14 protein-coding genes are annotated in these 17,365 nt (G+C 63.2%); 1 reads left to right on the plus strand and 13 read right to left on the minus strand.

From position 1 onward, the window contains the following. Window positions 1-3: 3 nt before the first annotated feature. From BM408_RS08185 to tssJ, 3 genes are read right to left on the minus strand one after another with little or no spacing between them, the layout of a single operon-like run. Window positions 4-684 (minus strand): DotU family type IV/VI secretion system protein, encoded by a 681-nt coding sequence (locus BM408_RS08185; protein WP_092128831.1) that lies wholly within the window; start codon window positions 682-684, stop codon window positions 4-6. Between the two features lies 1 nt (window position 685). Continuing rightward, complete coding sequence (gene tssK / locus BM408_RS08190) at window positions 686-2,074, minus strand: type VI secretion system baseplate subunit TssK (protein WP_092128833.1); 1,389 nt, start codon at window positions 2,072-2,074, stop codon at window positions 686-688. A gap of 16 nt (window positions 2,075-2,090) precedes the next feature. Then, window positions 2,091-2,867, minus strand: a complete 777-nt coding sequence (gene tssJ, locus BM408_RS08195) for a type VI secretion system lipoprotein TssJ (protein WP_175541729.1) — start codon at window positions 2,865-2,867, stop codon at window positions 2,091-2,093. Between the two features lie 22 nt (window positions 2,868-2,889). On the opposite strand from tssJ, the gene BM408_RS08200 reads away from it, so the two are divergent. Continuing rightward, the gene (locus tag BM408_RS08200; RefSeq protein ID WP_092128837.1) at window positions 2,890-3,693 is read left to right on the plus strand and encodes a hypothetical protein; all 804 of its coding nucleotides are present in this window, start codon (window positions 2,890-2,892) and stop codon (window positions 3,691-3,693) included. A gap of 23 nt (window positions 3,694-3,716) precedes the next feature. Here BM408_RS08200 and BM408_RS08205 read toward each other — a convergent pair whose 3' ends face one another. Genes BM408_RS08205 through BM408_RS08250 form a run of 10 tightly spaced genes read right to left on the minus strand, consistent with a single transcriptional unit; the run spans window position 3,717 to window position 17,364 of the window. Beyond that, window positions 3,717-4,496: a hypothetical protein gene (locus tag BM408_RS08205; RefSeq protein ID WP_092128839.1), complete on the minus strand. Its 780-nt coding sequence runs from the start codon at window positions 4,494-4,496 to the stop codon at window positions 3,717-3,719. 32 nt (window positions 4,497-4,528) lie between these two features. Beyond that, window positions 4,529-4,924, minus strand: a complete 396-nt coding sequence (locus tag BM408_RS08210) for a DUF4150 domain-containing protein (protein ID WP_092128841.1) — start codon at window positions 4,922-4,924, stop codon at window positions 4,529-4,531. A gap of 14 nt (window positions 4,925-4,938) precedes the next feature. Then, on the minus strand, window positions 4,939-5,595 hold the full coding sequence (locus BM408_RS08215) for a DUF3540 domain-containing protein (RefSeq protein ID WP_092129495.1): 657 nt from the start codon (window positions 5,593-5,595) through the stop codon (window positions 4,939-4,941). 35 nt (window positions 5,596-5,630) lie between these two features. Further along, entirely contained in the window at window positions 5,631-6,701 is a 1,071-nt protein-coding gene (locus BM408_RS08220) for a pentapeptide repeat-containing protein (protein WP_092128843.1), read from the minus strand. Then, entirely contained in the window at window positions 6,698-9,367 is a 2,670-nt protein-coding gene (locus BM408_RS08225; protein ID WP_092128845.1) for a DUF2169 domain-containing protein, read from the minus strand. Before BM408_RS08225 ends, BM408_RS08220 begins: the two co-directional genes overlap by 4 nt. Before the next feature lie 3 nt (window positions 9,368-9,370). Then, window positions 9,371-12,436 carry a type VI secretion system Vgr family protein gene (locus BM408_RS08230; RefSeq protein ID WP_092128848.1) on the minus strand — a complete coding sequence of 1,022 codons (3,066 nt, stop codon included), beginning with the start codon at window positions 12,434-12,436 and terminating at the stop codon, window positions 9,371-9,373. Window positions 12,437-12,494: 58 nt separating this feature from the next. After that, on the minus strand, window positions 12,495-12,890 hold the full coding sequence (locus tag BM408_RS08235) for a DUF4150 domain-containing protein (RefSeq protein ID WP_092128851.1): 396 nt from the start codon (window positions 12,888-12,890) through the stop codon (window positions 12,495-12,497). 5 nt (window positions 12,891-12,895) lie between these two features. Then, entirely contained in the window at window positions 12,896-13,543 is a 648-nt protein-coding gene (locus BM408_RS08240) for a DUF3540 domain-containing protein (RefSeq protein ID WP_175541730.1), read from the minus strand. Between the two features lie 52 nt (window positions 13,544-13,595). Beyond that, on the minus strand, window positions 13,596-14,651 hold the full coding sequence (locus BM408_RS08245) for a pentapeptide repeat-containing protein (protein WP_092128855.1): 1,056 nt from the start codon (window positions 14,649-14,651) through the stop codon (window positions 13,596-13,598). Further along, on the minus strand, window positions 14,641-17,364 hold the full coding sequence (locus BM408_RS08250) for a DUF2169 family type VI secretion system accessory protein (RefSeq protein WP_092128857.1): 2,724 nt from the start codon (window positions 17,362-17,364) through the stop codon (window positions 14,641-14,643). Before BM408_RS08250 ends, BM408_RS08245 begins: the two co-directional genes overlap by 11 nt. Between the last annotated feature and the right edge of the window lies 1 nt (window position 17,365).

Below are 17,365 nucleotides of genomic sequence, written 5' to 3' on the forward strand. Positions count from 1 at the left end.
CCTTCATTTGATCTGCGCCATGATGGAGTTGACCGTCTGCCAGATGATCACGTGGTAGATGCCGTAGAGCACCACCAGCACGATCAGCGGTATCAGCAGCACGTTCAGGGTGAGGGAAGACATCTTCCAGCGCCAGCGGCCATCGGCCTGCTGGCCGCGGTCTTTGGAGCGCGCCACGGCATAGGCCTGTGGAAACATCACCTTGCCCGACTCACCAAAAATGCCGTCGCCCTCTTGCACCAGTTGGGAGAGACTCGCCTGCTTGATGTCGTCGAGCGCCTTGGGGTTGCGGTCCCGGCCATAACGGCCGACAAACCCCATGCTGAGGCAGAAGAAATACACCTCGCGGATCGCAAGCTGCTGCGCGCCCAGCGCTTCCAGGCGGGTGAAAAACTCCACACCCGCGCTGGAGGTATTGAAGTAGCGCTTTTGCAGCAGCTGGCGCTTCCATTCCTCGGCGCCCGGCCATGGGGCCGCCAGCAGGATTTCGTCGGCCCAGGCGGCCACGGCAAACAGCCCGCTCTGGATGTCGGACTCGGAGATGCCGCTTTCCTGGCCTTTGCGGCGGGCGTCGGCCAGCAATCCGTCAAGCTGCTCCTTGACCGATGCGGCGCTCCCGGAGGGTTGCTCCTGGAGATGGCGCACAAACGCCATGGAAGGGATAAAACAGTCAACGAGCCGCACGTTATCTCCGCAACACAACAATTTCGGCCTTCAGGTCGGCCGGGGCATCCATCCAGTACAGCGCAATGGTGCCTTCGCGCTCTACGACTTCCCATTGCTGGCTCATCTGCTCAATCCGGAAGTAGTAGGAGTATGACCGCCTGGGCAGGCCTTGCGGCGCCGCCACCATGTGAATCAGCTCCAGGCCCGGCAAGGCATGCGAAATCAGCCCGGGCATCTCGTCGACGGCAGCCAGCCGCGCGTCGCGCTGGACGGAGTCCACCACCCATTCCATGTCTTTTTCGGTGCGTATGACCAGGTAGAAGCGGTTTCTCTGGCCGAAGAAGTTGCGCGGCAGCTCCCCCACGTGGTAGTCGCCCCGGTGCTCGAGGATGGTGAGGAACTCGGGGCCGACGGTGATTTCATTGAGCAGGTGGCTCACCATGGTGCGCACGCGCTCGAAACACTTGCCGAGTTCGCTGTGGTCGTACGGGGGCAGCCCCGGGGTGCCGTCTTCCGCCTCGCCCAGCATGTTGAAGCGCTCCGAGAAAGAGCTCAGCTCGCCGATCAGCTGGCGCATGGCGCCGTAGGCCAGCCACGGGTGGACCTGGCGGGTTTCAGTCAGGTGAAACAGGTAGGGGCTGGCCCGGTTGAGCGAGCGCAGGGCCAGCAAAAACACCATGTAGCTCGCGTCGAATTCGGCCTTTTGCATTTCGCGCGGGCTTTTGTACTCTTGCAGTTGCCGGGCACGGCCGGTCAGCTCGTCGCGGATGTCTTTGACCAGCCGCAGCAGCACATTGGAGCCGGAAATCGCATAGCAAGGCGGGATAAAACTCTCGGACAGCTTGATGGCATCGCCGTCGCGCACCAGGCGTGCGATCGGGATCAGGCTGTAGTCCTGCAGCTTGTCGATCTCGCCCTCAAAGAACACCTTGACCACATGCAGCAGGGTGCGCACCTGGGCGGCCGGCCCTTCCGAGTAAAGATCCGCCACATCCGGCGGGTTGGCCAGCGTGGCGTAGCGAGTGGACACGCCGCCGGCTTCGGTCAGGTCGGCCGCGATGGTGACGTTGTTTTCGGTGGCGCTGAGCTTCTTCAGCCCCAGATAGACGGTGAAAGGCTTGTCGCCCTCCACCCAGTCCGCGTCGAAAGGGCGGGCCTTGATGACGGCGTTGCCCGGGTACTCGACATAGGTGCGGTCCTGAAACAGCAGGCGGGCGGTTTGCACCTCCACCGTGCGGTTGGCGGCGGCTGCGGCGACGATCTCCAGCTCGCCCACACCCCAGAAGTGCGGCAGGCCGGATTCCTGGATGGGCTTGTGCTGGAACTGGTTGTGCAGATCAGCCATCTGGAAATGCTGGGACTGCAGGAACATGCCCTGGTGCCAGTAAATGCCTTGTTTTTCATCCATGTGCTGCCTGCTGTCCTTATTTGTCCAGTTTTTTCACTGCACTGTTGACGTTCATCACATCGTTGAGCGTATCGGGTGTCAGCTTGATCTCCCGCCCCCCTCCATCGAGCGGAACCGCTTCGCTGGACTTCTTCTCCGTCGGGTCCCGGTTAAGCCGCTGTGCATTGACCAGCTCATCCGGACCCAGATTCAGGCGCACCGCCAGGGTGGCCGGCGCGGCTTTGTAGGTGGTGCTGACCATGCCCGAGCTCTCGACCGTGAGCGGCACTTCAAAGAGCCGCGCGCTCTTGGCCGCTTCTATCTGGTAATAACCGGCCGCAATGCCTACAAATTTGGCTTTTTGGGCCCGGTCCAGCTGCAGGATGGAGTGCTGGCCCGGCGTCACCACATAGCGCGCAAAGTGCACAAACCCCTCACCGCCCTTGCCGCTTTCCAGCGATTTTCCCACCAGCGCCGCGTCTGCTATCAATTTATAGAAGGCTGCGGAATCTTCCATCTGGTAAACACCGAGCACCAGCGTATGCGCCTCTCCCCCATATTGATTGAGCTTGGGATCGGCTTCGACCTCCACCAGGATGGCGTTGCGCGCGAAATCCCAGGCGATTTCTGCCACGGCTTCCTTGCGCGTGTTGCCGCCCATCAGGGAATTGGCCGTGGAACAACCCGCGAGCACCATCCCCAGCCCGGCGGCCGCCAGCCAGGCGCCCGCTTTCCACCTTGGACGCACCTCAAGAGACCTCTTTTCAACCAAGTTTTGCCTGCTCGTAATTAAAGGTAATTTTGGTGAAATCATTAGGGAATGATGATAATAAGCCATGCATATTGGAGCGGCAATTTACCCGGGGCTTATCGGCATCGCGTTGCTGCTGCCGGGCCTGTCCGCGCTGGGCCAGGGTTTGCCGCCCGCCACTGCCGCTACCACTACCACCGCTGACCCCGTGGCGGAGCTTGAGCTCCCGCCCCCGCCGGTCGTCGCGCCCGTGCTCTATGCCTACGCCACGCTGGCCAGCACCAGCAGCGTCGAATCCACCTGCTGGCAGGTGCTGATTCCCGAACGCGAATACCTGGTCCGCCAAAACAACGCCAAGCCCTGGCTGCTGCGCAATGCCGTGCCGCTGATAGGTGCGGCCATGGGCGGCATCACGGGCGGCTTCCTGCTCAAGCGCCATGCGACTGCCGCCGTCTACAAACGCTGGGCCGTGCCCGTCATCCTCGGCAGCGCCGGTGGCGGCTTTGTGCTCGGCCCCGGCGGTGTGACCGGCGCCGTCATAGGCGGCGCCATCGGCGACAAGCTGGGGAAACAGAAAATCGCCATCACCGTCGCCAGCATGGCGGGCGGCGCGCTGGCCGGCAAGGCGCTCTGGGAGATGGTGTTTCCACCCGCCGTGCCCCCGGAGCCCAGCGACGATCCCGAAGGTGACATCCCTGTCGAAGTCTTTCTGCGTGACAAAACCTGCGGCACTCGCCTGCAGACCGCGCACAGCCAGTCGGTCTACCGCGTCGGCTACCGCTTTAACGACGAAGAGCGCGTCGCCGAACTGCCCTACGACCCGGGCGAAGCCCTGCTGGTCAGCGCGGGCGGCGATATCACCGGCCCGGCCCGCAAGCGGCTGGACTGAACAGGGGAGTCCGGCAGGCTGCGTCAAGTCAGCCACACAATGTCGGCGGGCGCATCACTTTCTTCCGCGTACGGCATGAACAGGATCGCTTCAGGCGAGCCCTTCACACGCGCGAAATAGGATGCATCGGCACCCACCTCGTTGCGGACCGCCCAGGCCGTGAAATCGCGGCCGCCCACCTTGATCTGCATGCCCTCCTGGGCGAACTCCAGGCTGGTTTTGTCGGGCAGCGCGCCCTTGGGGCCCACCGCCTGAAAGTTGATCTGCACATCGGCGCCTGTCACACCAAACACCACGCCCGACCAGGCGCCGGCTACCGGGCCGATCTCAAACCACTGCCCCAGGCGCTCGTTGCCGAGGATGTCGAGCCGGAATTCGGCGGGCGCCGCCCTGGCCGGCACATTGGCCTTGGCCACGATTTTGGCGGGCCAGGTCGCCCCGGACTCCAGCAGCAGCTCAGCCTGCGCCAACAGCGGCGGCAGCGCGGCATCGGCGGGCGGCACTGAATTCCAGAGCGTCAGGATGGGGAAATTGCCGCCCCGCGCGCTGCGCAGGGCCGCGGCCATCAGCGACAGACCGTAGCGCACCGAGGGCTTTTTGATCTCGTCGCCATCGACCAGCACCAGCCAGGCGTCGGCCTTGGCCTCGACCAGAGCCTCTAGCGCCACGCGCCAGGCCAGTTTGTCGGGCTGGTCAGACCAGAAGTGGCCTTTGCATTGCAGGCCGTAGCGTTTGAGTACCGCGGTCACGGCGGCCACGCGGGGCTGGTCTTCCTTCAGGGCAGTGATCCAGACGGTTTTCATGCTTGTCCTTTGTTTTGCATTGCTTGGAGCGCTCAGCTCATGATCATGACTTTGGCCTGGCTGGGCGCGAGCACATTGCCCACCCCATTGCCATCATTCTGTTTGGTCGGGTCGCCCAGGCGGACTGCCGGGCTGCCTTCAAATTTCACCTTGGTGCTTCCCTGGATGAACTCAGTCGCGCCCATGATTTTTCCCGAAACGACACCACCCGCCGCGCCGGGCTGGTTGCCATTGCTGGTCGGGATTTTCGAGCCCTTGTTCAGTGCTGGCATGCCGGTCACCATGACCTTGAGCGTGGCCGGGTTGCCCATCATCGGCATGGCGATGTTGGGGTAAGGAACCGGAATCGGCCCTGCCGGCGGCGCCGGCGTCTTGCAGACGTCGGCAGGAGCCATGCACTGGCCGTTTTGTTTGGTGACTGCGAACATGGTGCTGCTTCCCTTCAGCCGAGGTCGATTTTTTCGCCGTCGATCTTGACCTGGCCTTCAGCGATCACGCTGGCGTGGCGTGAGGTCACATGAAAGCGGTCCTTCACCTGCATGCGCACACGGCCGGCCCGGGTTTCGTCCAGGTTCTCCACCGAACGGAAACAGTCCTGCGCTTTCTGGATCAATCGGCCCACCGTCGACTGCACGCTGAGCGCCAGCGAGGTGACCTTGCCGAAGCGCGCATTCACCTCCTGCGCGCTGGTCTGCAAATGCGTAAAGCTCATGTCACCGCTGACCGCGGTGATGCCGACCTTGGGTGCCTGCAAGGACAGCTCCTGGGCCGCCGCAAGTTCAATCCCGGCGGCGTCTATGCGCAGCCTGCCCTGCTCGGTGCACAGCGCTGCGCCACCTGGCAAGGTCACGGTCGATTTGTTCGCGTCGGCGCGCGTCAGCACCGCGAGGATAAAACTCGTCGCCGCCGTGGCGCCGCTGCAGACCAGCACCAGGTCGCCGTCGGCGGGCTCGACCAGGCAGCTGTCAGCCCGCAGCGCGCGCTCAACCGGGCCGTCGAGGAAAAACCATTTGTCGGCGCGGCCGGTGACCTGCGCGTATTCAAGGCCGGGTGCGGCAACGGCGCCGGGGCGGGAAAGCGGTACAAGAGAATTCAACATGGTCAGGTCTTTCAACAAATGGGTTTAGGCAGGCTTCAGGCAGGCTGCCAGTTTTCGGCGCGTTGCAGTGTTTCGTCAGTGAGTCTGGCGCCATCGCGCGAGTTGTTATCCCAGCGCGTGTCGCGGCGCCCTATCGCATGCAGGTTGGTGCCCTTAAAGCTGGCGAGCGAGCAATCAGCTTCCGACAGGTCGGCGTGCGAGAAATCGCAGTCGATCATCGCGGCGCCCTTCAAGCGCGTCTTGGGCAGCTTCGCCTTCGCAAAGACGCAGATGGACCAGCGCGAGGCCTCGACGTTTGCGCCAGCCAAATCCGCGCCGCTTGCATCGCTCATGCCGAACTGCGCTTCCGACAAGTCCGCCCCGGCCATTTGTGCGGCGATAAAGCAGGTGTAGTAACCAAAGACCTGCGCGAACTTCGCACCTTGCAGCTGGGCGCCCATGAAGCTGGTGCGGTCCAGCGTAAGGCCGCTGAAGTCCGCATTCTGCAGTTGTGCGTCAACAAAAGACGCCATGGTGATGTCGCAGCCCGCGAACTTCTGGCCCTGCAGGTTGCAGCCTTTGAGGTAGGTCTGCTGCATGACGGCCCCGGTGAACGAAACAGTGCGCAGGTCGGTCGCCGAGAGCATCAGCCGAGTCAGGTTGGCGCGGCTCATGTCGGTGTTGTCAAAGCGGCATTCGTGGCAGTCGGCGCGCAGCAAGGTCGCACCGCTCAAGCTCATGCCGGTGAAATTGCATTGGTTAAAGAAGGCGTGGCTGAAGTCCGCGCCGGCCGCAGCGGCCGAAGAAAAATCGCAGGCGAAGAATTCGGCGCCCTGCGCGCGCAGCGAAGCCAGCTTGGCGCCTGTGAAGCCGCATTGCTGGAATGCCGCGCCGCCAATGTCCGCGCCCGCAAACAGCGCGCCCGACAGGTCACAGCCAAGAAACCTCGCATTCAAAAGTTTGGCAGCACCGAAGTTGGCGCCGGCGAGTTTGACGTCCTGAAAGATGCAGTCAGAAAAATCCTTGCCGGACAGGTCGGCGCCCGACAGATCAACACCCGTCAACTGACGGGAGCTCTCGATCACTGCGAGGGCCTGCTGGAGGTTCATGCCGGTTTCGCTGCTCATGCTGGCGTGCGCCGGACCGGCAGCAAGGTGTTGTCGATCACCGAGCCTTCGGTGTTGGCGATGGTCGTTGTGGTGCCGTAGAAATCCGCACCGTAGAGGTTGGAGAACTTCAGCGCCGTGGTTTCCAGTTTGGCGGCGCGCAGCGAGCCCTGAAACAGGTTGACCCGCGTGAAATCGGCATTCGCCAGATCGGCCTTGTCGAACTTTGCGCCTTTGGCGGACGCCCCCGCGAACTGCGCGCCGGTGCCGGCAACGCGGCTGAAGTCGGCATCGTCCAGCACGGCCTTGTCGAACAGCGCCTTTTGAATACCCGCGCCCTCCCAGTTGGCGCGGCCCAGGTGCGCGCCGGTAAACCTGGCATCCGCAAACTGCGAGCCCTTGTCGGCGCGCGAGCCTTTGAGGTTCGCCTCGGCAAAATTCGCGCGCGCCGCCCGGGCGCCGTAGAACTCGGTTTTTTCGCAGCGCGTGCCCGTCAGCTGTGCATCTTCCAGGCAAGCCTGGCCGAAACTCGCACCCGCAAGATTGGCACGCGCAAAGTCCGCCCCCTTGAGGTCGCATTCGCTAAAGCTCGCACCGTCGGCGCGGCAATCGGCCGCGCTGAAGCCGGCCATCTTCGCGCCGTCAAAAACCGAGCGTGACAGGTTGGCGCCTGCCAGTTTGGCGCCGGCAAAATCCGCACCGCTGAAATCGCCCGCGCTGGCATCGCTGCCTTCCATGCGCGTACCGGCAAATTTTGCCGCGGCCGCGCTGGCGCCGGCCAGTGAGGCCTTGCCCAGGTCGGCGCCGCTGAAATCAACTCCGGCGAGCAAGCCGCGGCTGAAGCTCGAACCCGCGAGCTTGCTGTTGGCAAAGCTGGTTTTTTCAAGCACGGCTTCGGTGAAATTGGCGCCGGCCAGGTCCAGGCCAGAGAGGTCCAGGCCGCGCAAGTCCATTTTTTCAAAGCCGCGCCCCTGGGCGTGGCGCTCAACCACACCCTCACGGGTCAGGGGCCGCGGCGCGGCGACGGCCTGCGGCAGGGCGAAGTCGGGAGGCGGCACCGTTGGCGGCGCTGCTGCTGCGGCGGCGAGCGCCGGTGCTGCGGGCAGCCCCGCAAACAGCGTCGAGAGTTCAGGCTGCGGCGCCACCGACGAGACCACGTTCGCGAGCTCTGGGCGCGAAGCAACAAACTCCCGCAGGCTCGCTTCCGTCATGCCCTGTTTGGCCAGGGTCTGCCGCGTCTGCGCTTCCACCTGCTGCAGCAGGGACTGGAGTTCGGCCATGTTGGCAGGCGTTTCAACCATCGCCGGGGGCAAGAGCTTTTGCACGTCGACCTGCGTCATGCCGTTGCTGCGCAAGGTGTCGGCGGCCCGCTGCTCCAGTTGCTCAATCAGGCCTTCCAGCTCCACAACGGAAGCCGGCGACTCGGTGGCAGGCGGCACCAGCCGGTTCAGGTCGTTCTCCGTCAATCCGTTGCGCTTCATGATCTCAGCGGTTTTCGCCTGGAGATCCGCCTCCATGGTTTGCAGTTCCATCATGCCGGGGCTGGGGGGCTCTGGCACAGCGGCGGCAGCCGGTAGCGCGACGGCCGCAGCGGCAACGGCCGGTTTGGCTGGTGCGGCAGCCAGTGGCGGTGCACTTGCGGCTTCTGCTTCTGCCAGCGCCGCGGGAAGCTTGCTCTTGAAGAGTGCCTGGTAATGCTCGAAGGACAGAGGCGCGTCGGCCAGGTTCTCCCACTCCGCCATCATGTGCAGCACGTCGTCGGCCTCTTCATCCAGCGTGGTCTCTACCGCCCTGTACAGCACGATGCCGCATTCGAGCTCAGGAAACAGCCAGACGGTTTCGGCCCGCGCCTCGACTTCAGCAAACTCTTCGCGGCCGCCTCGCAGGCGGTTGACAAAGCAGCGCGCGCGCAGCTTGGGCAGCGCCGTCGAGATCAGCGGCTGCCCAAGGTGCATATGGCCGATGCTGATGGCTTCGTCGCCGCGAAAGAACCCCGCCATGCGCTGGTCCGGTGGTGCGGTCTGGAAAAATTCGGGCTGCGTGTCTTCGGGCAGATGCGGCCAGCTTCTTTTCACCCAGGCGTCGTCAAACTGGCCCAGCAAGCGCTGGCGCTGCGGCGAATCGACAGCCAATGCGCCGAAACCCGCGGGGGCGGGGGCATCGCCCTCATGGACTATCAAGGAGTTGGGCAGCTCGACATTGGGCAAGGGCCTGACAAGCGCACCGTCGGGCCCCGGCACTTCGGCAAAGCCTTTGCCCAGCGGGTTCACCGGGTGGCCCGGGCCGCCAAAGGCATTCGCGGCGCCCAGGGGCATGCGGGTAAAGGGCTTGGGGGCCGAGGTGCCCAGCAAAGTGAACTGCCGGTCGCCAAACACGTACAGGGTCTTTGCCACCGTGCCGACTTTGATGTTGACCGGCAGTTGTTCCACCGCACGCCCCTCCGGGCCATGGCAGGCGCCGTACACCAGAAACTCGGCGGTGGTCTTGGGCATGCCTTCGTCCAGCATCTGGTCGCTGCCCAGGGCTGCGGCCACGGCAGCCCAAAGCTCCGGCTCGGTGGCCAGCGCGTCGCGGCGGCTGCTGCCGTAATGAAACATGCCCATCAGCCCGAGCGAGAGCAGGTTCCTCCGGCCGAACCGGAGGTTGCGGTACAGCAGGGCGAGCGCGTCGGGCTTGAAAACTTTCATCGATCAACCCAGCTGGATGATGCTGCCGTCGGCCTTCAGCCCGGCGGGGCTGAAGTTCATCGATGAGGTGGTGCCGAACTTGAAGGCCAGGCCCGTGTCGTTGGCGCGCACGCCGGCGTTGCCGAACACCATTTCAGCCTTGGTCGCGTCGACCTCGAAACCGTTGTTCACGTTGCCGGCGGGCGCTGGTATCGCGGCCAGCTGGGCGACACGGTTTTGCGCCGCCAGCAAGTCTGCCTTGCGCGCCTGCAGGTTGTCGAAAAGCACACCACGCGCCTCATTTGAAAGGCGCTTGAAGCCGGGGACCCGATAGGCCGTCACTGCCGCCTGGTGGGCGGCAACGGCCGCCGCGAGTGCTGCCGTGGCGATGGGGTCCACCACCAGCGGCGGCGGCGCGCGGGTGAATCCCAGCGCGACCTTCTGGCTCACGATGCTGACCGCGTTCGGCTCCACCATCACTGCCGAATGGTTCGCCAGGAGTGTGACGCCGGTGTCATCCATGCCGATGCCGTTTCTTCCGCTGGGGATGGCGATGTTGACATCAGGCGAAGTCAGCTTGATGGCCGTGCCCGCATTCACGCTGGTGGTGCCCTTGGCGGCGCTGATGACGGACTTGTTCGCGTTGTCGGGAGGATCGGCGGCCACGTCCGCCGCGGGCAGCGTGCGCAGGCTGAAGCCCCCGGCCAGCTGCGTCATCTCGGTGAACGAATCCTGCGTCTCGGCCGTCAGCTTGGTCCCGCTTTTGCTCAGGTCCAGCTCGCCGACGTATTTGAGCTTGTCATAGTCCTCCGCATAAGCCTTGAGCAGCTTTCGCACCACGGTCAGGGCGGTCAGCGTCAGCGCCGTGTTGACGGCCGCAGCGCCTGCGGAGATTTTGGCGGCGGTATTCCAGTCGGCCAGCTTGCCGGTGAACTTGAGTTTTTGCTCTTTCTCCTGCGCAACCTGGTTGGGGTCTTTCCCTTCCGCTTCGTGGCCGCTGGAATGCGGCGCGGGGGCTGGTGCGGGCGCGGGCGCATGTTCCCCGTCCTTGGTTTTCATCAGCCAGGCCATAAAGCCCGCGGAAGCCGCAACATTCAAAGCCGTCACCGCCATGATGCCGCGGGTCGCGGTTTTGCGCAGAGCCTCGAAAGCCAGGTGCTGCGCGTGGTCGTCGGCAAAGCCGCCTTTGAGGTTGATGCCTTTGGCCGAGGTGTTGCTGTCGTGGTGCGATATCTTGTAGCTCTCTTCTTCTTCCACCACGTAAGCGCTGCCCTTGACCCACTTGACCTCGTCACTGTGCGAAAAGGCAAAAGCCCGGTTCACCTTGATCTCGTTGGCGAAGCCCGCTTCAATCTTGGTCTCGCCGCCCAGCTTGATTTCACTGGCCAGGCCCACCGAGAGTTCGTACTTGTTGCCGATGGTGACTTCCTGCTTGGCGCCGCCCGTGATAAAGGCCAGGCCACCTTCGTCCTTCTTGTCTTTGTCCTTGTCTTTATCCTTGTCTTTGTCCGAGTCGTCGTGCGTGGAGCCCATGCCAATGCTGCTATTACTGGTCGGGGAATGCAGCCAAAGCATCTGCTTGCTTTTCGCGTCACCCATGAAGATCTGGTTGCCGCCCTTGGTCGTGATCTTGTTTTCATGCGGGTTGTCGTGGTTCACGACGCTGGGGTTCTCTGAATTCGGCACCGCACCCAAAATCACCGGTTGATCCGGGTCGCCGTCCACAAAAGACAGCAAGACCTCGGCATTTTTCTGCAGCGGAAAATTCATGCCGTGGTCGCTGCCCGCATAGGGTGAAGCCATGCGCACTCGCGCCGAGCCTTTGCCGGCGTTCTTGTCGCTGTTGTCAAAGGGCAGTTGCACCTTGTACTGGCCCCAGGCATCCAGCTCCGCGTACTCGCCCAGACCCGCGCCGTCGATGATTGCGTTCATCGTGCCGATGACCTTGGGTTTTGCGGTGGTGCGCGCAGGGCGGAACTGGGTGGCGGCCGGGATGGCGCGAAAGCTCGCGCGGTAATTTGTCTCGCCCTGCGTTTCGCCACCCTCACCCGGCATGCCTTGCGTGCCGGTTAAAAGCGCCGCGGCCTGTGAGCCCTCGTGCTGCACTTCGGTAACGAGGTAGCGGCCATTGAAAGCCGAGCGGTAGTGGCGATCCATCTCCATGAAGTAGCCGCTGCGCAGGCCCACGGCCGTGGCCTCGCCACTGAAAACCCGCGCGCCGCACAGGATTTCTTCGGCGCGCAGTTTGGCGTAGCGTTTGCCCTCTTCTTCATCGCGGAAGTTTTCACCGTAGATGTTGATTTCGCCCATGCCGCCATCGGACACCGGCGCGGTGACCTTCAACTCGATATGGGCCTTGCGGTGGTTGAAGTCACGCAGCACGACCTGTTTGGGCAAGGGCTCCTGGCGGCAGACAAACTCCTGCACCGAATCGCCGGTGTTGCCGGTGTCCTGCTCATTGATGGGGCGGTACAGCACCTTGACGGCGGCAGCCGCATGCATGCTGCGGTTATCCACGATGGCCAGCTTGTCGTTGCGGCCCTCGTGCTCGAAGTAGAAGTACATGCCTTCCTTCTCCATCCAGCGCGAGAGGAAGTCGAGGTGGGTCTCCTGATACTGGCAGACATAGCTGCGCTTGCGGTAGCTGCCCGAGAGTTTGAATTCGAAGTCGGCGCTGCTGAGGCGGCTTTGCTCCAGCACATTCTTGACCGTCTCGGGGATGGGCTGGTCCTCCAGATACACCTCGGACACCTGATAAAGCGACAGTTGCCACAGGCGCGGCACCAGCACAGCCTGGTAGAACACATAACCGTCGCTCTTGTGCAGTTGCTCAAAGGCCGCAATCATGCCGTGGTAAGGCGTTGACGAAGCACCGCCAGGCGCAAAGATGCGCAGCTCAGCCGGGTTTTGCAAGACCTTGTCGAAGTCGATGTCCGGGTCATCGGAGACCAGGGTCAGCGTGAAGCGAAAGGGTTTGGAGATGGCCTCGAAACCACTCATCTTCACCACCGCGAACTTGTCGTCACCAAAAGCACGGGAGACGAATTCGAAGCGCTTGTTCGCCGCAAGTTGTTGTGCAGAGATAGCCATGGTATTTCCCGAAAGTTCTGGGCAATGAAAAAAGAGAGCTGGGCCTGGCGCCTTGGGTTTATGTCAAAAGCAGCACCCGGAACTGGGACGGCACCAGGCTGACGCCCGGGCAGTTCGTTGAGTTCTGCATGTTGATGCTGGTCAGGCGCGATGCGAACATGCAGCCCACCAGCACCTTGAAAGAACCCAGGAGGGGACGCTTGGGGCCCATGCACATGCCCGAAGCAACGCCGACACCCGTGTCGCCGGTGCTCATGGGCGACATGGTCATGAGGTTTTCCGCCGGCGCACCGCCGAACAAAACGTTGTAGACCGCAGGGATGCCCACCATATCCATGGCGGTGTTTGGAAAAGGAAGCGGCGTTGGAATCGGGCCGGCCGGCGAGGGAATCATGATGATGCAAACATCGGGAAACCCCAGGCTGATGCCGCCCATTTGTGTGTTGGCAAACATATGCTTCAGCCCATGTGAATTTGTTCGGCGTCGACCTTGACGAGCTCTTCGGCGGTCATCACGGTGTTTTTGGCGTGCAGCGAGAAGGTGTTCTTCGCCTCGTAGTACATCTGGGAGGCCTTGACCTGGTCGATCTCGTCGACGTGGCGGTAGGAGCGGCTCACGCGCTGGTAATAACGCTCCAGCACGGCGTCAAAGCTGCGGCCGACCAGCTTGATGCGGTCTATGCAGCCGCGCAGCAGGTCGCCAGTGAAGGACAGGCTGTTGACCAGCACCTCGCCCTGCACCGCGCTGACATTCAGCTGCGTTGCGAGCAAAGAGACGTCGGAGGCGGTTTCCATGCCGATGCCGTCGCGTGCGGTCAGGCGCAAGCGGCCGCCACCCGCGCGGATCTCCGTGTCGCCCGGCAACTCAAGCGTGGCCTGGTTGGCCTGGGACCTTTCCAGCACCGCCAGCACATAAGCGTCATCGTGGTCGGTGACCAGCAAGACCTTGTCGCCCGTCAGCGGCGTGAGCAGGCAACTGGCGGCGCGGCGCGCGCGCAGCACGGTTTCACCGGTGCGCACCGACAGGGCTTGCCCTGCGACCTGGGTCACTTCGCCGTACTGCTGTTGCAGCACCAGGGATTTTTCTCTGAGAGGGGTAGCGATCATTTTTTCACTCCTTGCACAAATACAAATGGTGTTGTCGGGGTTGGCCTGCGGCTCATGCCGTGGCGCCAAAATCTTCTGCCGCGGCGAGTTGGGCATCGGTGCCGCGGGCCAGTTCGCGATTGGCCCCCTGCCAGCGGGTTTTTTCTTCCTTGATGCGGTGCAGGTTCGCACCCGTCAGCGTGGTGTCCGACATGTCGGCCTCGCCCAGCTCGGCGTGCGAAAAATTGCTGTCCGTCAGGTTGGCGCCCCTGAACACCGCCGCCTTGCAGTTCGCCTTTGCGAACTGCGCCCGGGAGAGGTCACAACCTGACAGGTCGGCGCCCGACACATCGGCGGCCATGAAGATCGCCTGCTGCAAAAACGTCCCGGCCAGCGACGCACCGCAGAGTTTTGCCTCGGGAAACAAGGCGTTGGCGGCCTTTGATTTATCCAGCCGCGCACCTGAAAGGTTCGCACCCTTGAAGTTGCACTGGGTCAAGTCCGAACCCGACAGGTTGGCGCCGCTGAGGTCAGCTTCGGTGAACTGCGCGAGCGTCAGCACCAGGCCAGACAAATCCATGCCGGCCAAATTGGAGCGGAAAAATACCGGGTTAAAGCATTCGGCTTTGCCGAACTGCACGCCGGCCAGTTCAGATTCATAAAAATTGGTCTGCTTCAGCTTGGCGCCGGTGAACTGCGCTTTCTGCATCTGGTTTTTGTGAAGCAGCGCGCGGTCAAGATTGGCGCCGGAGAAGTCCGCGCCCTTCAGGTCGCAGGAGATCAGCGCGCCTATTGCCAGCTCGGTGTTCACCAGGCGTGCGCCGGCCATGGGGCACTCCACCAGCTTGACGGCCGACATTTGCGCGCCTTCCAGGTTGGCATTGGGCAACTGGCATTTGTTCAGCACGGTGCGGCACAGGCTCGCACCCGCAAAATTGGCACCCGAGAAGTCGCAGCGGTCCAGCACCGCTTCATCGAGCAAGGCGCCCGCCAGATTGGCGCCGCGAAACAGCGTTTCCTCTATCACCGCACCGCGCAGGTCAATACCGCTCAGGTCGGCGTTGGAATAGTCTTCGCCCTGGATGATGTCGCCGTCCAGCGCGCGTGCCATCAGGTCATCACGTGCCATGGCGGTCTTCCTTGAGCAGGGTGTTGTCCAAGTTCGCGCCGTCCATCAGGCTCAGCTCGTCGCGTTTGAGCTTGATCAGATCGGCCCTGAAGAAATTGCTCTTGCGCATGTCCGCGCCCGCGACATCGGCTTTTTGCAGGATCGCCTGGAAAAAATTGACGCGGTCCAGGCGGGCATTCGAGAAGTTGGCCTTCGCCGCGAGCAGGTTGCTGGCGTTGGCGCCGGTCAGCACGGCCAGCTTGAGGCTGGTGTCGCAAAAATCAGCGCTGTCCAGGGTGGCCCCGCTCAGGTCGGCCTTGTCCATCATCGCGCCGCGGAAGTTGGAGCGGCTCAGGTTCGCACCTTTAAAGACTGCGCCTTCCAGCCGGGTTCCCATCACCACACGCAGCCCCACCATGTTGGCGCCCGAAAAGTCCACACCGGCAGCGGATGCACCGAGCAGCGTCGCGCCTTCGAGGTTGGCGCCTTTGAAACAGGCGCCGTCGAGCTGGCTGTTCATGAACATCGCGCCCTTGAGGTTGGCACCCGAGAAATCAAGCCCGCGCAGGTTCATCCCGGGTTGCTCTTCCACCGGCGTGTCGGGCTGGACGTTGAACATGTCCATCAGGTGCGCACCCGGTGCCGAGATACGCAGCAGCCTGGCGCCACGCAATACGGCCGATGCCAGCTTGGCGCCGTCAAGCTTGGCGTCGCTGAGGTCTGCACCTGTGAGGTCGGCCTCGTCCAGCACCGCGCCGGTAAAGTTGGCGCCCTGCGCTTGCACACCGGTCATGACGGCTTTGCCGAGGTTGGCGTTCGAGAAATTGGCCTGTGCCAACTTGGCACCACCCAGCCTGGCATGCGCGAGCAAGGCGCCGGCCAGCTTGGCATTCGAGAGATCGGCGTTGGAGAGATTGACGTTTTCCATCAACGCGTCCGCAAAGTCGCGGTTTGACAGGTCCAGGCCATTGAGGTCGGCGCCGGTGAGGTCCTGGCCGGCAAACGAAGCGCCTTGCGCCAGGCCGGCCAGCACCTGCCCGCGCAAGGCCTGCGCCTGACCCCCCACGTCGGTAGGCGAAAAATGCTGAGCGCCTATGCGGTAGGTCTTCAGTGAAATGTCTTCCGCCTGCTGCAGGCGCTGCGCCATCTTGGGGTCGGCCAGCAGTTTGTCGAGTTCGGGGTTGGCCACGCCCATGGCCTTGTTGGCTGCGCTCACAGCCTGCAGCCTGCCCATGGCTTCAGCTGCCTTTACACGCGGTGCGGGCCCGCCCTTGGGCAGTTTTTCAAAGTCGATGCCCTGCTGCTTGCACAAGTCGCGCAGCATCTTGTCCATCTCAGCCTTCTGGGCGAGCGCGGCGGCGCGGGCGGCAGCCGTTTCTTTCTCCACCTCATCCAGAATCTGCGGCAACTGGTCGAGCCGCGTGGGGGCGGCCTTGGGCGGCAGGGTCTGCGCCAGCACTTTGTCGTAAGCGGTCAGGTCGGGCGGCGGCTGTTTGTTGATGCGGGCAATCTCCAGCAGCTGCGCACGCTGCGCGGCGGCTTCCTGCTTGCCACGCGCCAGTTCTTTTTCAGCTTTGCGCCGCTGGTTGCCTTCCAGGTGGCCCTTGAGCTGGGTCTTGCCATCGACCTCGGCAACCTCGGCCACCGGCGGCGCATCCTTCAGGCCAGGCGGCATCAACGGGTTATCGTCCATTGAGTAGGCCGCACCCTTGCGCTTGTCCAGGCGCTGCGCGAGCACTTCGCGGTAATGCGCAGTGGGTTTGGGCTGGCCCAGGTCTTCCAGGGCGGCGACGAGGTGCAGCACGCTGGTGGCGTCGTCGCTGGCGATAGGCACGGTGCCGCGGAAGATCAGCAGCATGTGCGAGGCGTTGGGAAAGAGCAGCAGTGTTTCCGCATGCATGGGCACGGCGCGGAACTCCTCGCCGGCCTGGGTCTTTTCCGTGATGAAGCAGCGTGCGGCAAAGGCCGGCAGCGTGGCGCGCTGCACCCGGTCGCGCGGGTGCATGCCGGAGACTTCGATGCTCTCGTCGCCGCGCAGGAACTCAGGCATCCACTGGTCGGGCTGCGCGGTGTTGAAGATGCTCCAGTCCATGTCGGCGGCATAACCTGGAAAGCGGGTCTTGCGCCAGGCCTCGTCATAGGTGCCGGCCTTGCTAAAGCGTTGCGGCCACATGAAGTCTATGGGCGCAAAACCAGCGGGCTCGGGCCGGTCTTCCACCGAGACGATGGGTTTTTTCGGATCGAAGATATTGGGCAGCGGATACGGCGCGTCCTCCTGCGCCGGCGGCATGCCCTTGCCCAACGGATTGCGCGGAAAATCCGTCCCGCCAAAGGCATTGGCGTAGCCCAGCTCAAGCTCAGTGAAAGGCAGTGGCTGCGAGATCTCCCATTGCTTTTTGTTCTGCACCCATTGCCGGTCGCCGACCACCATCAGGGACTTCTCATGCGCTCCGACCTTGACCTTCACCTCCATGGCCGGCACCTGTGTTCCGCCGGGGGCGTAGCACTTGCCCGCCACCACGAACTCCCCGCTTTGCTTGGGCATGGCGGCGTCCAGCATGGTGTCCTTGCCGAGCTGCTCGGCCGCGAACTTCCAGAGGGCGGGCTCCGTCACCAGCTGGCTGGGCTGTGAAAACGGCATGAGCACCATCCCGGTCACCGCGAGCACGTCGCGCTGGCCGTCTGAATACGCCTTGTACAGGACAGACAGGCGGATGGGCTTGATGACTTTCATG

This window comes from Polaromonas sp. YR568 (assembly GCF_900116715.1).
GTDB lineage: Bacteria > Pseudomonadota > Gammaproteobacteria > Burkholderiales > Burkholderiaceae_C > Polaromonas.

Bases quoted from the DNA above. Each gene is read 5' to 3' on its own strand.
- BM408_RS08230 (WP_092128848.1), bottom strand. From the start codon at position 12,436: ATGGCTATCTCTGCACAACAACTTGCGGCGAACAAGCGCTTCGAATTC.
- BM408_RS08205 (WP_092128839.1), bottom strand. From the start codon at position 4,496: ATGAAAACCGTCTGGATCACTGCCCTGAAGGAAGACCAGCCCCGCGTG.
- BM408_RS08210 (WP_092128841.1), bottom strand. From the start codon at position 4,924: ATGTTCGCAGTCACCAAACAAAACGGCCAGTGCATGGCTCCTGCCGAC.
- BM408_RS08225 (WP_092128845.1), bottom strand. From the start codon at position 9,367: ATGAAAGTTTTCAAGCCCGACGCGCTCGCCCTGCTGTACCGCAACCTC.
- BM408_RS08200 (WP_092128837.1), top strand. From the start codon at position 2,890: ATGCATATTGGAGCGGCAATTTACCCGGGGCTTATCGGCATCGCGTTG.
- tssK (WP_092128833.1), bottom strand. From the start codon at position 2,074: ATGGATGAAAAACAAGGCATTTACTGGCACCAGGGCATGTTCCTGCAG.
- tssJ (WP_175541729.1), bottom strand. From the start codon at position 2,867: ATGATTTCACCAAAATTACCTTTAATTACGAGCAGGCAAAACTTGGTT.
- BM408_RS08240 (WP_175541730.1), bottom strand. From the start codon at position 13,543: ATGATCGCTACCCCTCTCAGAGAAAAATCCCTGGTGCTGCAACAGCAG.
- BM408_RS08220 (WP_092128843.1), bottom strand. From the start codon at position 6,701: ATGAGCAGCGAAACCGGCATGAACCTCCAGCAGGCCCTCGCAGTGATC.
- BM408_RS08245 (WP_092128855.1), bottom strand. From the start codon at position 14,651: ATGGCACGTGATGACCTGATGGCACGCGCGCTGGACGGCGACATCATC.
- BM408_RS08250 (WP_092128857.1), bottom strand. From the start codon at position 17,364: ATGAAAGTCATCAAGCCCATCCGCCTGTCTGTCCTGTACAAGGCGTAT.
- BM408_RS08235 (WP_092128851.1), bottom strand. From the start codon at position 12,890: ATGTTTGCCAACACACAAATGGGCGGCATCAGCCTGGGGTTTCCCGAT.
- BM408_RS08215 (WP_092129495.1), bottom strand. From the start codon at position 5,595: ATGTTGAATTCTCTTGTACCGCTTTCCCGCCCCGGCGCCGTTGCCGCA.